Below are 14,374 nucleotides of genomic sequence, written 5' to 3'. Positions count from 1 at the left end.
GAAACACCATGGAACCGCGACTCACCTACGCCGAGACCGAATTCGGCAAGGCCCACTACCAGGCCATGCTCGCCATCGAGAAGCTCTTCCACAGCTCCTCGCCCGTCCCGTCCACCACGATGGAACTGCTCAAACTGCGCGCCAGCCAGGTCAACGGCTGCGGCTACTGCACCGACATGCACTACAAGGACGCCGTGCACGCCGGCGAGGACCGCGAGCGGCTCAACCTCGTGACCGTCTGGCGCGAGGCCCCCGCCTTCACCGAGGCCGAACGGGCCGCGCTCGCGCTGGCCGAGGAGTCGGCGCGCCTCGCCGACAACCCGCACGGGGTGAGCGAGGAGACCTGGGAGGCGGTGCGCAAGCACTACGACGACGAGCAGATCGCCGCGCTGGTGGCGATGTGCGCCCAGATCAACGCCTGGAACCGCGTGAACGTGATCCTGCGCAACCCGGCCGGCTTCTACGACCCGGTCACCAAGACCGCCCGCCGCAAGAACGACGCCTAGCCGAGGGCAAGGCAAAGGGCGGGACCGCTTTCGCGGTCCCGCCCTCCAGACTGGGAAACGAGCTGAATCGGCCCCGGTCGGTCTAGGGGTTCACCGACACCGCGCTAGCGGCTGACGGCGAGCTTGGTCTCGTTGAGGCCGCGGGCGGCCTCGACCTCGCCGGTGGCGTCGCCATAGCGCGAGAGCGCGCGCAGCGTCCACCTGCCGGGCGCGGCGAAGAAGCGGAACTGCCCGCCCTCGCCGGTCACCACCTCGGCGGTGAACTCTCCGGTGCCGTCCAGGAGGCGCACGTACGCCCCCTGCACCAGTTCGCCCTCGTCGTTGACAACCGTGCCCGACAGCACGGTCTCCTTCTCAAGATCGACCGAGGCCGGCAGGGCCGTGTCCTGATCGGGTGCAGCGCAGCTGTCAGACATGGTTGTTGTACCTTTCCTTGCTTATTTACGGCTCGCAAGCGTCGCCGAGGCCGCTTATTTACGGCTCGCAAGCGTCGCCGAGGCCGCTTATTTACGGCTCGCAAGCGTCGCCGAGGCCGCTTATCTACGGCTTCTAAGCGTCGCCGTGGCTGCTCGCTTGCGGCTCGCAGGCTTCGCCGTGGCTACCGTCGCCGGTGTTACTTGGTGCCGGGCTCGTCGCCGAGCGCGATCGGCACGCCCACCAGCGAGCCGTACTCGGTCCAGGACCCGTCGTAGTTCTTGACGTCCTCGTAGCCGAGGAGCTCGCGGAGCGCGAACCACGAGTGGCTGGAGCGCTCACCGATGCGGCAGTAGGCGATCGTCGGCTTGGCCTCGTCCAGGCCGGCCTCCTCCACGTACAGCTCGCGCAGTTCCGCGTCGGACTTGAAGGTGCCGTCCTCGTTGGCCGCCTTGCTCCACGGCACGCTCAGCGCGGTCGGGATGTGGCCGCCGCGCTGGGACTGCTCCTGCGGCAGGTGGGCCGGGGCCAGCAGGCGGCCGGCGTACTCGTCGGGGGAGCGCACGTCGATGAGGTTCTTGACGCCGATGGCGGCCTCGGCCTCGTCGCGGGTGGCGCGCAGGTCCCAGTTCAGCGGCTTCGCCACGTACTCGGTCTTGGCGCGTTCGGGCACCTCGGTGACGACCTCGCGGGCGTCGAGCTCCCACTTCTTGCGGCCGCCGTCGAGGAGCTTGACGTTGTCGTGGCCGTACAGCTTGAAGTACCAGTACGCGTAGGCCGCGAACCAGTTGTTGTTGCCGCCGTAGAGGACGACGGTGTCGTCGTTGGCGATCCCGCGCTCGGACAGGAGCTGCGAGAACTGCTCCTGGTTGACGAAGTCGCGGCGGATCGCGTCCTGGAGGTCGTCCTTCCAGTCGATCTTCACCGCGCCCTTGATGTGTCCGCTGTCGTAGGCGGACGTGTCCTCGTCGACTTCGACGAACACGACGCCGGGGGTGTCGAGGTTCTCTTCCGCCCACTCGGCGGTGACCAGCACGTCTTCACGGGCCATGGCTGTACTCTCCTGAACGTAAATGGAATGACTTGGTTCGGTTCCGAATTCGAGTTCGAGAGCGTGCCCGGTGTGCGCGGGGGTGCGGTGCATCGATGAGCAGGGACCGTCCAGTGGACGTCCAGGACCGACCGATCCGCTCTCCGCGGGATTCGCCGTGTCCGGATTCAAGCCGATGTGACCTCGCACCCGTACCGCGGTGAAGGCGGTGTCCGGGGAGACGGGTCGCAAGCCTTGCTCTGTGTTGCGCGCACGCTGGGCCGCTGTGCGGCGACTGCCTCCGGCCTCGTTGGGCCAGGCGAGTCGCCTACGGCATTCGACAGAGCGTGGCCGCGATCATGCAGTAATCGATCGCGCGCCGCTTGGTGAGCATCGGCTTGCGCATGGCGTGAACGCTAGCAGACTTCCCCGCGCGAATCCACACTCGTTCTCGCGATGCGGACTCCCGCGGGGACGCAGGGTGACCGTCAGGTCAGGACGACGTCCTCGGCCGAGCCCGAGACGGTCACGCCGCTCCCGTCGAACGCGACGTCGATCAACTGGATGCCGTAGGGCAGTTCGGGCAGCGCGATCCGCGAGCCCAGTTCGGAGGCGAAGTCCTCGACGAGGGGCTGGACGCCGGCGGGCAGGCCCTCGGTGAGCGCCTCGACCGCGTCGGGCGTGAAGCGCAGCTCGCCCTCGCCGATGACGATCTTCCCGGTCGCCTCGACCTCCACGGACATGCCCATGATCTCCTTGGTGGCGCGCAGCGAGGCGTTGCCGTCCTCGTCGATGTCCAGGTCGTAGCCGGTCTGCTCGGCCAGCAGGGCCTCGACCGACTCGATGGAGACCGTCCCGCTCACCTCGAGGGTGCCCGCGACGACCGAGCCGCCGCCGGAGAGCTCGCGCCAGTCGGCCTCGACGTCGTGCGCGACCATCTCCAGGTTCGGGAAGACCAGGCCGTTCGCGCCCACGTCCTTGAGGGTGATGTCGATCTGCCCGAACTCGCCCGACCACGCCTGGGTGAGGAACGGCCAGCCGTGGATGGTGACCTCCGGGCGCTGGTCGGAGTAGGCGCCGTGGTCGGCGGCGGTGCCCGCGACCTCCGTGGCGATGCGCCGCTCGGCGACGGCGTTCGCGACCCGGTCGCCCAGGGCGAGGAGGGCGGCGATGACGACCAGGGTGATGAGGAGGCGGCGGAGGATCTTCACCAGGGGACTCCAAGTTGCGTTCACGGCTCGCGAGCGGCGCCGGGGGGATCGTCGGACGGGGTGTGTCAGTCGATCATGTAGTAGGCGCACAAGAGGTACACGACGGGCCCCGTCACGGCGAAGGCGAGCAGCGGGCCGGCCGCGCTCACGATCGGGGCCGGCGCGGTCGAGGCGCCGTCGATGCGCCGCGCCGCCGAGAAGTAGCCGCATGCCAGGTCGGCGAGGACGGCGATGAGCGCGACGAGCAGTCCGCCGATGGCCGCGTGGGAGGGTTCGGGGCCCTCGATGACGAGTCCGGCGTAGGCCGCCGAGGCGGTGCCGCACATGGTGCCGATCACGATGCCGAAGGCGCCGCGCGTCACCTGCCGGTTGATGCGGGGGTCGGGCATCACGAGGTCGACCGCGCGGGCGGCGAGGATCGCGGTGCCGGCCGCGACGACGGCCGAGTACATGGCCGGCGGGGCCGAACCCAGGCGCGACAGCGCGATATAGCAGGTGTAGCCGCACACCGCGACGCACAGGAGCATGGTGAAGCCGAGGCTCTCGGTCACGCCCGCGTGGTCCTTGCGGACGAGCTGGCCGATCACCGCTGCGGCGAACGCCAGGGCCAGCAGCACCGTGATCGGCATGAGCGACACCGGCGTCCAGGCGACGGCGGCCCAGTCGGCGGCGATCGCCAGGCCCGAGGCGACGGCGACGGCGACCCACGCGCCTTCGAGCTTGCGCACCCAGGTCACGAGCACGACCATGGCGATCTGGAGGACCGCGATCCCCGCGGCGTAGACGGGGCGTTCCATCTGGGTGCCCAGGATCAGGCCCGCGGTGATGACCACGGTGACCGCGAGCGCGGGGAGGCGGTGCAGCAGCGGCGGGGTCGGGGGCGGCAGGGTGTGGTCCACCGCCTCGTCGGCGGCGGGGTACGCGCCGGTCGCGGCGCGCGCCGGAGAGGGGCCGCCGGTCCGCTTGCCGAGGCGCCCGGGGAGGAACCGGCGCAGGCCGCTCTCGGCCGGACCGGCCTTCGCCGGGCCCGGCTCTTCGGGTTCGGACCTGCTCGGATCGGGATCGGCGTAGGCCCCGCCCCAGGCGGGGCCCTCGGGAGGCTCGGCCGCCTCGGGCGGTTCATAGCCCCAGGTCTCGTCGGGTCGGCTGTACGACACGAGCACAGCCTACGGCAAGCGCCTTGTGCCTCGTTCACCTTCGAAGGGCCGCAGTGCGAAGTGTCGGCCCGAACGCCCCGTTCGGGTGGCGCGAGCGAGCCCCGGTCCCGGTCGGGGCGCGGATCGCGAAGGGCTCCAACGTCACGGGAATCGTGTTCGCGGCGTGTCCGGGAGATGAACGGCGCTTGTCGCGGGCCTTGCAGGAGCCGATCCCGCATAGTGAGGTTTCGCCGCGGTGACGCTGGTCTTTTCAATGGTGGCCGTTTACACTTATCCAGGACTCCACCTACCGCAAGTAAGCCCGCCCGTCGCCGTAGCCGGGAAGAGCGATAGTCGCGTGCTCACCTACCAGCGGAGGAATTCTGTGGAAATCCTGATCCTCACTTCCAATCCCGTTCCGGAGTCTCCTGAGTCGATCCTGCCCTCGCTGGAGCTCCTGCCCCACCGCGCGCGCTACGCCGGTCGGGACGTGCGGGCCCTGCTCAGCGGCCCCAGCCCCGACGCGGTCATGGTCGACGCGAGGTCGGACCTCGCCGACGCGCGGGCGACCTGCCGGGTCCTCCAGGCCACCGGACTCACCGTGCCCCTCTACGCCATCGTCACCGAAGCGGGCCTCGCCGCGCTCCAGGCCGACTGGGGGGTCGACGACTTCCTGCTGGCGGCCTCGGGCCCGGCCGAGGTCGAGGCGCGCCTGCGCCTGGCCACGGGCAAGCCGAACGCGGCCACGGCCGCGGGCCCGGCCGTGATCCGCGCCGGCGACCTCACCGTCGACCCCGACACCTACGCCGCGAAGCTCAAGGGCACGCCGCTGGACCTGACGTACAAGGAGTTCGAGCTGCTGCGGTTCCTGGCCCAGCACCCGGGCCGCGTCTTCACCCGCGAGCAGCTGCTGCGCGAGGTGTGGGGCTACGACTACTTCGGGGGCACGCGCACCGTGGACGTCCACGTGCGGCGCCTGCGGGCGAAGCTCGGCAGCGAGTACGAGTCGATGATCGGCACCGTCCGCCAGGTCGGCTACAAGTTCGTCGCGCCGCCGCCGGAGAACCTCCGGGAGTCCGAGCCGCTCCCCGAGCGCGTGGACGCCTGACCGGACGTTCCTTCCGCCGGATGCATCGACAATGGGCCCGCTATGCGGGCCCATTTCCTTTTGCGTCCAATGGTGACGCTGGTGCTGGTGTTTCCCCTGGTCTCAAGGGAATGCGCGGAACCGTGCCTGGTCTGCGCACTGGTGCTCGAATGTGGAGCCGCACTTCGGTAAAGATCCGCAGAGACCTGTCCTAAGGCGACATATGCCGCAACTCTCTGTACCCAGGGTGTGGCGCTCGGTCGATAGAATTGACCTCGCTTTGGACCCATCCGCTCGCCCCTTTGGAGTGTGACCCCGTGTCGGATCGCGCCATAGACCCCGAAGCCCTCGCCGAGTTCCGCGAGATCGCGCAGGACCGCCTGGACTACCTCGAGTCGCTGATCAATCTGCTGCGGCACGGCAACGAGCTCGGCGTCGAGCCCGGGTTCGGGCTGCTCGACGGCGCCGCGACCGCCCGCGAGGCCTATCGGGAATTCCACCGCCAGACCTGGTCCAACCTCCAGGACCTGCGGGCCGACCTGGCGGGGATCATCGCCACGGTCGACGGCGTCGCCGAGCGCGCCGTCGAGACGGACGAGACGTCGGCCTCGAACCTGTCCGGTAAGGGGGCCTGACCGCCATGTCGGACAACCAGCAGTACACCGAGCCGGCCGCATGGCCGGACCTGGACGAGGCCACGGGCGCCGAGGCCGCGGACCTCGCCTTGCAGGACGACGTCCCGAGCGGGACCGCACCCGACGACGTTGCGTCCGAAGGGGAGTCATCGGGCGAGGCCGATGACGACCCGGACTACGAGGACGAGGACGCAGCGTCCGAGGACGATCAAGGCGACGAGGACGAGGGCCACGCGGGCCGCGACAGCGAGGACTACGACCGCAACAGCCACCGCCACGACCGTCGACACGAGCGCGAGGACTGGGAGAGCGGCGCCGCCCCCGACGACTCGACCGTCGTCGAATACCAGCGCAGGGACGCCGAAGCGCTGTTCCTCTCCGGCCGACCGTGCTCGGACGCGAACTGCCAGAACCGGTACAACCCGGCCGAGGACGCGTGGATCAAGCTCGTGTCGGCGATACCGAGCGTCAACCAGGTCTCGGGGTTGAGCGTGGTCACCGCGGGCACCGCGGCGCCGTCTCAGGAGGACATTCAGAAGCTCGTCAACGATGTCCGCCCCGATCAGCCGAATCGGTACGCGCTCAGGGCGATCAGCGAGAGCTGGCAGGCCTTCAAGGAGGGCTTCGACACCGACCCGGGCACGGGCATCGCGCCGTGGATGAAGTCGGCGCTCAGGAACCTCTCGGAACACTGGAAGGGCACCGACTTCGACGCGTTCGCCGAGCAGGTCGAGGTGGTCCTCGCCAACTGCGCGGCGGTGTGCGACGACATCGGGGACGCCACGTCCGGCGCGGTGGGGCTGCTGGAGCAGAAGGCCGACGAGATGTACGCCCTCCAGGGCGGGGCCTCGGGGGAGCTGCCCTATCCGGCGCCGCTGTACTGGGTCTCGGACGCCACGTCGATGTTCACCGACCCGCTGGTCCACGTGCGGCCCCCGTTCTCGAACGGGAACTGCCAGATCACGGCGGGCTGCGAGCACGAGGGCGGGCTCATCGGGAGCCTGCTGGAGCTCGGCGGCTTCAACAAGGACTATGTGGACGAAGTCGAGGACTACGTCGAGGCGCAGACCCAGTACTACCTCGCCAAGGGCAAGAACAAGGAGCCCGAGACCACCGAGGATCAGGCGCGGCGGTGGGCGAGGGCGGACGCGGACCGGAACATCACCGCCGACGTCAACGCCGGCCTGGAGGACTACGACAACCGGTCCAAGATCGCCAACGAGGACGTGGTGAACCGCTGGCAGAACGCCGAGGAGTCGGCCGGGTCCTTCACGCCCGAGGCGAAGCCCTCGAACCCGTCGAACTTCCGCGACGCCTCCGACATTCTCGCCGACTCGTACGGCGGCCTCGACCTGGGCTCCAACGGGTTCGAGCCGGGCGACGCTCCGCCGAGCGGCGGCACCGACCTGGAGCCGCCCGACGGAGGGGGCAGCGGCGGCGGGACCGGTGGCGGCTTGGGCGGCGGCGGTGGCGGCCCGGCCGGCGGTCTCGCCAGCGGCGGCAGTCTCGCGACGCTCGGCGGCGGCGGGAAGTTCCCGGTCGGGGCCGGATCGGCGACCGGCGAGGGCGCCGCGAGCCTCGGCGGCGGAGTCGGGGGAGGCGGCGGCGGCCGCGGCATGGGCGGCGGCATGATGGGCGGCATGGGAGGCGGCGGCCGAGGCGGCATGGGCGGGGAGCAGTCGGGCGAGGGCGAGCACTCGGACTGGCTGGAAGAGGACCCGGACATCTGGGGCGTCGTCAACATCGACGAAGACCCGTACGCATAAGGGCCGCAAGCACCTCCGCGGTGCTTCGGCACCGCCGAGAAGAAAGGGCGGCGCCGCCCGGGCGGGACCGGCGGGGCCGCGAGACGGGCCGGGCCCGGAAGGGACCGGCACGAACGGTTGGGGACGGGGCCGCGATCCATCGGGTCGCGGCCCCGCCGTATGCCTGCGGCGCAAGGCTTCGCTGTCGGAACAAGTAGGTCGACACGTTCCCCCGCCCAGAGCGGCGCGGGCCGCCGGGGCCGAGCGGAGAGGCGCATTCCCGTGCACAGGGCGGATCGGGGACGCGGGCATGACCGGGCCGTGACGGCGCGCCCGAAGGTGGGCGCCGAACCCGACGCGATTGGAGCGCCCGACATGACCTATCCGAATCCCCAGCAGCCGCAGCCGCCCGCCACCGGAGGGCTGACCGAGGAGGAGCGGACCCAGCGGCGGAACCTGCACTACTTCGGCATCGGCCTGGTGGCCGTGGTCGTGGTCTTCTCGATCGTGCTCTCCGCAATCGACGCCGCGGTCGACCCGAAGTTCACCGCACCCGTTCTCTCCGCCATGCTCATCGCCGCGGCCGCCTCGCTCGGACAGGCCGCCAGGATCAAGCGGGACGCGAAGCGGCGCGGCTGACCGCCGAGTGGACAAGCTTGTGGCGCTTGCGGATCGGCGCCGTGGTGGCACCGATCCGCAAGCGCCCGTGGCCCAGTCGAGGCCTTCCCGCCCGGACCCTGCGGTCCGGGCCGCTCGGCCTAGAAATCGCCGAGCCGGGGCGCGCGAGCACCGCTAGGAGCCGTCGAGGACCGGCCAGCCGCTGCTCGTCCACTCGATCGCCTCGATGCCGAGGTCGAAGTGGCCGTCCTCGTGGTAGGAGTGGTAGGCCATGAGGCCGTTGACGATCGACTGCCCGCCGGTGGCGACGTAGCCGCCGTGCGCGCCGAGGACGAGCGTGCCGCCGCCTTCGGTCAGCGCGACGCCGTCGGCGTCCACGAACGGGCCGGTCGGCGAGGTCGAGCGTCCGACCCGGATGTTGTAGGTCGAGTCCGCGCCCGCGCAGCAGGTGTCCCATGAAGTGAACAGGTAGTAGTAGCCGCCGCGCTGGACCAGCGCGGGGGCCTCGATGCCCGCGCCGCCGCGGCCGGCGACGTGCACCGGCTCGGCGCCGGAGGCGACCTTGCCCGAGGGCCAGTCGAGTTCGAGCATGTAGATGCCCTGCCACCAAGAGCCGTAAGCCATGTAGTGCTTGCCGCCGGCGTGCAGGATCGCGGGGTCGATCGCGTTGTACGGGTCGCCCGGGTTGGACTCCCAGACCTGGCCCTCGTCGACCCAGTCGTAGTCCTCGTCGGCCGGGTCGAGCGTGGTGTTGGTGGCCAGGCCGATCACCGAGCGCTGGTCCCCGAAGGTCGAGGCCGAGAAGTAGAGGTAGTAGCGCCCCGCGTCGGCGTCGTGGAATATCTCAGGGGCCCAGAGGTTGTCGACGCCGGGGACGGCGTCGGTGAGCCACTGCGGCTTGACGTCCCAGACAGTGTCCACATAGGTCCATGTGGCGCCGTCGTCGACGGAGGTGCGGATGGTGACGTTGCCTTCGCCGAGCGGGCCCCAGCCGGTGGCGAAGAGGTACCAGGGCTCGCCCGCCTCGCAGGGGGCGAACAGGCCGGGGTCGTGGGCGCCGAGGTCGCCGCCGACCGAGGCGGGCGCCGCGACCTCGCAGGTCTGCGACCCGTGGCCGGGCCCGTGTCCATGACCCGGCCCGTGACCGTGGCCGTGCCCATGCCCGTGCCCGTGTCCGTGGCCGGGCCCGGCCAGCGCGGTGGGGGCGAGCACCACCAGGCCCGCGACCGCGAGGCCGACCGCCCCGATTGCGGCGATGAGTGAGGAGCGCTTGCGCGTCATGTGAACCGCCTTGTCCGAGATTCGATGGATAGAGACCGGTCGATGTTATCGAAAACATAGGGCACGGTCAATCACCCGCCGCACCGCCAACGCCCGACGAACCGGGCGAACACCCGGCACGCGAAAGCGCCCGCCGCGGCGGACCCGACCGGAGACCGGCCTGCGGATCCGCCCGATGCGACGGGCGCTTCCTCAACTCAAACCTTGCGGCGCAACCGCTCAGGCCGCGATGCCCACGACCGTGAAGTCGATCGGCTCACCGTCCGCGGCGTAGTCGACCGTCCCCAGGTAGCGCGCGCCCTCCGTCAGACCCGACCACTCCAGGTCCAGCGAATACGTCCCGCTCGTGACCACGTCCTGCTCGACCGGGGAGACCGCGAGGACCCCCTCGTCCGAACTCGGCACCACCCACGAGTGCAGCTCCGCCTCGAGCGAGACCGGACCGGCCCACTCGTCGACGAACACCACGAACGTGTAGCCGCCCGGCAGCGTCACCGACTCGTTCGAACCGCCCGACGCCGAATAACCCACCAGCGTCAACGCATCCGAAGCGTCCTTGAGGTACACGAACAGGTCCAGGTCCGTCCCCGCCGGGTGATCCTCCTCGAACGTCGCGAAGCGCACCAGCGCCGCGTCCTCGGGCGTCGAGAACTCGTACGCGACCGTGTGCGAACTCTCCACCGGATCGGCCGCCGGGAACGAACCGCTCGTCGGGTCCGTCAACGTCGCCGTGTCCACCTGCGAGGCAACCAGGCCCGACACCGACGCGCCGAGCGTGCCGTCGAAGCCCGCACCGCCCGAAAGCGTCTCCGAACCCGAAGCGCCCGTGAACGACACCTCGTCCGAAGCGGCCAACTGCGTCGGCTTCACCACGATCGGCGAACGCACCTCGTGCACCGTCTTGTGGCCCTTCTTCTCCACCCACGTGATGTCACCGAACGACCAGTCGCCGAACGCCCCGTCCGTACGCGAGATCGTCAACGTGTACGTCGCCGACTCACCGGGCTTCAGCGTCAGCTTCGACTGGTCGACCGTGACCGAGAACCCGGCCGGCGCCGTGATGTCGGCCTTGTACGTCGCCTTCTTCGACCCGACGTTGGTGACCGTGCGGCTCACCTCGTACGAACCCGTCAGCTCCGCGATCGTGATCGACGGGTAGTTCAGCTGCGACGGATCGATCGAACCCAAAGCGTCGCAGTTCGACTGGATCTTGTACGCCTCGGGCGTACCGCAGATGTACTGGATCCACTCGGTCGCCACCGACTCGTACACCAGACCCGGGTCGAACATGTCCGCCCCGGCCACATGCCCGGCCCCGTAGTCGAACGGCGTCGCGTCCGTACCCGCGCGCTGGATCGGGTCGCCCTCCGCGTTGGTCTGGTACGCCGTGGTCATGATCGCCGACTTGATCGCCATCGGCGACCAGTCCGGGTTCGCCGACTTCAGCAGCGCCGCCAGACCCGCGACGTGCGGGCTCGCCATCGACGTGCCCTGGTTGGTCGCATAGTCGTTGCCGCCGTACTGCTCCGGCGTCACACCCGCGAGGATCTCAACGCCGGGAGCGGTGATGTCCGGCTTCAGCAGGTTCTGCTCGGCCGACAGCGCGGGGCCGTTCGACGAGAAGTCCGCCATCGTCGGCGCGTTCTGGTCCACCAGCTTCGAAGTCTTGACCTTCACCTTCGGCTTGCGCTGCGAGTCGACCCAGTCGATCAGGTCCAGGCCGTCCTCATGGCTGAGGTGCACCACCGGAACCGACTGCGAAGTGACCACACTGGCCGGACCGCGGTCCTCCTGGTCGTACACGATCAGCGCCAGACCCCCGGCCGCCGCGATCTGGTTCGCGTTGTCGGTGAACAGGTTCCCGCGCTTGCACACGATCGCGTAACCCTCGGTCTTCGCCGGGTCCAGCGTGTCCGCGTCGCAGGTGACCGCCGCCTCGGGGTCGACCCCGTCGTATGCGGCGTCCGTCGCGAGCTTCACCGGCCAGTTCGCCTTGCCGACCGCGCCGGCCGCAGTGGCCTTGTAGCGGCCGAAGGACAGCTCGGTGCGGAAGGTCTGGTCGTGCGTGGAGGCCGCCACCGTGGTCACCCACGGCTCCTGGTGGTCCACCGTCGAGGTCGGGCCGTCGTTGCCGGCGCTGGCGGCGATGAAGACGCCCGCGGCGGCCGCGTTGAAGAACGCGATCGAGACCGAGTCGACGAACTCCGGGGTGCCGGTCGAGCCGATCGAGAAGTTGATGACGTCGACGCCGTCGTTCACGGCCGCTTCGATACCGGCGACCAGGTCGGCGCCGGGGCAGCCGCTCCAGCAGACCTTGTAGGCGGCGACGCGCGCGGCCGGGGCCATGCCGGTCATCGTGCCGAGCTTCTCGCCGTCGATGGTCACCTTGGTCTTGTAGTTGCCCGCGGCCGTGGTCGCGGTGTGGGTGCCGTGGCCGTTCTCGTCGCGCGGGGAGGCGTAGCCGTCCTCGGAGTAGCCCCAGGCGTCGAACCAGCGGGCGCCGATGAGCTTGTTGTTGCACTCGACGTTGTTGGCCGGGTCCTCGTCCTCGCCGAGGTCGCACGCGCCGTTCCACTTGGCGTCGATGACGTCCTGGTCGGGGCGGGGCTCCGAAAGCGGTGCGAGGGAGGGGTTCTCGGGCCACACGCCGGTGTCGAGGACGCCGACGATGACGCCTTCGCCCGCGTGCTTGGCCGAACCGAACTGCTCGTCCCAGGCGCCGTGGCGGCCCGCGAGGTCCACGAAGTCGGTGGTGTCGACCGCGCCCGAGCCGCCGGTGGGCTGGTAGATCGTCTCGGGGATGACCGCGATGACCGCGTCGCTGGCGGCCAGCTCCTCGGCCTCGGCTGCGGTGAGGTCCGCGGCGAAGCCGTTGAAGACGGTGTCGTATTCGGCGATCGCGTCGACGCCGTGGTCGGCGATCACCGCTTCGCGCTCGTCGGAGAGGAAGTCGCGGTACTCGGCGACCGCGGCGGCGCCGAAGTCGATGACGTCGCCCTCGGCGGGCGCGGTGGCCGCGATGCCGGCCTCGCCGCCCTCGTAGGTGGCGATGGGCTCGGCGGCCAACTGGACGATGTAGTGCCCGTCCTCGAAGTCGACCGGGAGGTTCGCCGCCTCCTTGTAGTACTGGGGAGTCACCTCGGGCAGTGCGGGGGGCTCGGCCGAGGCCGGTGCGGCCCCGGTGACCAGCGCCGCGACGACCACGGGGATGGACGCCGCCGCCAATAGGGCCTTGGTTCTTCCTCTGGCGCGCGTGTTCGCGCGCCGTCTCAGCAGACGGAGGGACGGAGATCCCATGCGATGAGCTCCTCTCAAGGGGGACGAGCGCCGCCGCGGGTGAGTACTCCTCCACGACTCGCGAGCCGTGGCTGCGGCGCACGAAAACGAGCCTATTGCGAGGAAGGTTCGGTGTAAACCCTCATTTGAGGAGAATGCCGGGATCAGGCATGACTGTTATGCGGCCGTTACAAAGGACGTTCCGCAGGTCGGACATTCAGTGAATGGAAATTGAGGGCCTTATCGGTTCACCAGCGCCACCAGAGGAATCGGCGCTCGTGTCGGATCGTCACCGAGCTCGCCTTCGCACTGCCGGCGAAGGAGAAGCGGATTCCCGCGACTCCTTTGTAGGGGGAGCGGTTGGTGACCGTACTGGCGATGGTGTCGGTGTCGTCGTCCACGGCGTAGGCCCCGGCGGGGAGCACCACCTCCAGGGAGGAGGCGATGAGGTCCAAGTCGATGTCGACCTTGCCCCCGGCGAGGACCGCATGGCGGCAGTCGAGTTTGACGGAGCTGAACTTGGCGTCGACGAGGACCTTCGGCGGGACGACCCAGTCGCCCTTGCGCTCGATCGAGGAGGCCTTCGGCGTGAGGCGCAACTGCGCCGGCCCGGGCGACCGGGCGGGCTCGGGGGCGGCGGCGGTGGGTACGGAGAGGGTCCCGGAGGCGTCGGGCAGGTCGGCGAGCAGGCGCTCGACCTCGCCGTAGGTGCGGGCCTCGTAGGCTTGGCGGGAGCGGTCGGCGAACTCTTCGAGGTCGAGTCGGCCTTCTTCGGTGGCGGCGTGGAGTCTGGCGATGATCGCTTCGCGCTCGGCGTTCGAAACGCGCATGTTCGGGTCGGGCGTGACCATGTCTGCTTACCTTCTCGTCGGGCCGGGGTTGAGCCGCCGCGGCCTGCGCACCAGACCGCCGTTGCACCATTCGTGGTAGTCGAACAGGTCCGGTTGGCGGATGAGCGCCTTGGTGTTGGCGGCCCACAGTCCAACATACTGGTCCTCGGATTCGCCCGCCTTCTCGAGGAGTTTGTCGACGCGCTTGCGCGAGTGGACCCGGAACTTGGTCCGCACGGCGTCGGCCGCATAGATATAGAGCACGTGGAGCGCGAAGGAGCGCTTCGGGCAGGTCGCGTCGCCGGCGAGGGCGAGCCAGGAGTCGACCAGCTCATCGGTGGCCAGGGTCAGATCCCACTGCCGCCCCTCGGGCGCGACCGAATAAGGGTCGAGCGCCCACTCGCGGATCTCCTGCGGCGTGGGCACGGCAGGGCGCGCGAAACCGGTGAAGGACCCCTCCGCCACTCGCGCCTCCGCCGAATCGAACAATGCTCGCACCGATCGTAGCCGGTCCGCGCCCGACACCCGGTCCGCTGTTTCAGCCCATGGATAGCCCTCCGGGGGCCTCCCCCCCGCCCCCACCCACCCCGCCCTCACCCTCGCCC

The 14,374-nt window shown here is 69.9% G+C and carries 13 protein-coding genes; 5 read left to right on the top strand and 8 right to left on the bottom strand.

Features of this window, described 5'->3' with window-relative positions; genetic code table 11:
* The first annotated feature begins 8 nt into the window (after window positions 1-8).
* The gene (locus IF12_RS0121805; protein ID WP_051704747.1) at window positions 9-506 is read left to right on the top strand and encodes a carboxymuconolactone decarboxylase family protein; all 498 of its coding nucleotides are present in this window, start codon (window positions 9-11) and stop codon (window positions 504-506) included.
* Between the two features lie 104 nt (window positions 507-610).
* On the opposite strand, the gene IF12_RS0121800 is transcribed toward IF12_RS0121805, so the two are convergent.
* From IF12_RS0121800 to IF12_RS26350, 4 genes are all read right to left on the bottom strand, one after another.
* The gene (locus IF12_RS0121800) at window positions 611-922 is read right to left on the bottom strand and encodes a DUF1416 domain-containing protein (RefSeq protein ID WP_030162295.1); all 312 of its coding nucleotides are present in this window, start codon (window positions 920-922) and stop codon (window positions 611-613) included.
* A 197-nt stretch (window positions 923-1,119) separates the two neighbouring features.
* The gene (locus tag IF12_RS0121795) at window positions 1,120-1,971 is read right to left on the bottom strand and encodes a sulfurtransferase (protein WP_030162293.1); all 852 of its coding nucleotides are present in this window, start codon (window positions 1,969-1,971) and stop codon (window positions 1,120-1,122) included.
* 467 nt (window positions 1,972-2,438) lie between these two features.
* Window positions 2,439-3,161: a DUF2993 domain-containing protein gene (locus tag IF12_RS23485; RefSeq protein ID WP_035750014.1), complete on the bottom strand. Its 723-nt coding sequence runs from the start codon at window positions 3,159-3,161 to the stop codon at window positions 2,439-2,441.
* A gap of 65 nt (window positions 3,162-3,226) precedes the next feature.
* Window positions 3,227-4,318, bottom strand: a complete 1,092-nt coding sequence (locus IF12_RS26350) for a hypothetical protein (RefSeq protein WP_166659552.1) — start codon at window positions 4,316-4,318, stop codon at window positions 3,227-3,229.
* Window positions 4,319-4,682: 364 nt separating this feature from the next.
* On the opposite strand from IF12_RS26350, the gene IF12_RS0121780 reads away from it, so the two are divergent.
* From IF12_RS0121780 to IF12_RS0121765, 4 genes are all read left to right on the top strand, one after another.
* A complete protein-coding gene (locus IF12_RS0121780; protein ID WP_035750011.1) occupies window positions 4,683-5,405 on the top strand; it encodes a response regulator transcription factor in 723 nt (240 codons plus the stop codon).
* Between the two features lie 296 nt (window positions 5,406-5,701).
* Entirely contained in the window at window positions 5,702-6,019 is a 318-nt protein-coding gene (locus IF12_RS0121775; protein WP_030162287.1) for a hypothetical protein, read from the top strand.
* A gap of 5 nt (window positions 6,020-6,024) precedes the next feature.
* Entirely contained in the window at window positions 6,025-7,785 is a 1,761-nt protein-coding gene (locus IF12_RS24505) for a hypothetical protein (protein WP_051704745.1), read from the top strand.
* Between the two features lie 354 nt (window positions 7,786-8,139).
* Window positions 8,140-8,403: a hypothetical protein gene (locus IF12_RS0121765; RefSeq protein WP_030162283.1), complete on the top strand. Its 264-nt coding sequence runs from the start codon at window positions 8,140-8,142 to the stop codon at window positions 8,401-8,403.
* Window positions 8,404-8,556: 153 nt separating this feature from the next.
* On the opposite strand, the gene IF12_RS0121760 is transcribed toward IF12_RS0121765, so the two are convergent.
* The 4 genes from IF12_RS0121760 to IF12_RS0121740 all read right to left on the bottom strand — a co-directional run bounded on the left by IF12_RS0121760 (window position 8,557) and on the right by IF12_RS0121740 (window position 14,234).
* Window positions 8,557-9,663 (bottom strand): arabinan endo-1,5-alpha-L-arabinosidase, encoded by a 1,107-nt coding sequence (locus IF12_RS0121760; RefSeq protein ID WP_035750007.1) that lies wholly within the window; start codon window positions 9,661-9,663, stop codon window positions 8,557-8,559.
* Between the two features lie 219 nt (window positions 9,664-9,882).
* Window positions 9,883-12,960: a S8 family serine peptidase gene (locus IF12_RS27090; RefSeq protein ID WP_081913839.1), complete on the bottom strand. Its 3,078-nt coding sequence runs from the start codon at window positions 12,958-12,960 to the stop codon at window positions 9,883-9,885.
* A 227-nt stretch (window positions 12,961-13,187) separates the two neighbouring features.
* The gene (locus tag IF12_RS0121745) at window positions 13,188-13,790 is read right to left on the bottom strand and encodes a DUF1707 domain-containing protein (RefSeq protein ID WP_030162279.1); all 603 of its coding nucleotides are present in this window, start codon (window positions 13,788-13,790) and stop codon (window positions 13,188-13,190) included.
* 6 nt (window positions 13,791-13,796) lie between these two features.
* Entirely contained in the window at window positions 13,797-14,234 is a 438-nt protein-coding gene (locus IF12_RS0121740) for a hypothetical protein (RefSeq protein ID WP_030162277.1), read from the bottom strand.
* Between the last annotated feature and the right edge of the window lie 140 nt (window positions 14,235-14,374).

Source organism: Glycomyces sp. NRRL B-16210 (genome assembly GCF_000719515.1).
GTDB lineage: Bacteria > Actinomycetota > Actinomycetes > Mycobacteriales > Micromonosporaceae > Glycomyces.
This window is presented reverse-complemented; position numbering and strand designations above follow the sequence as displayed.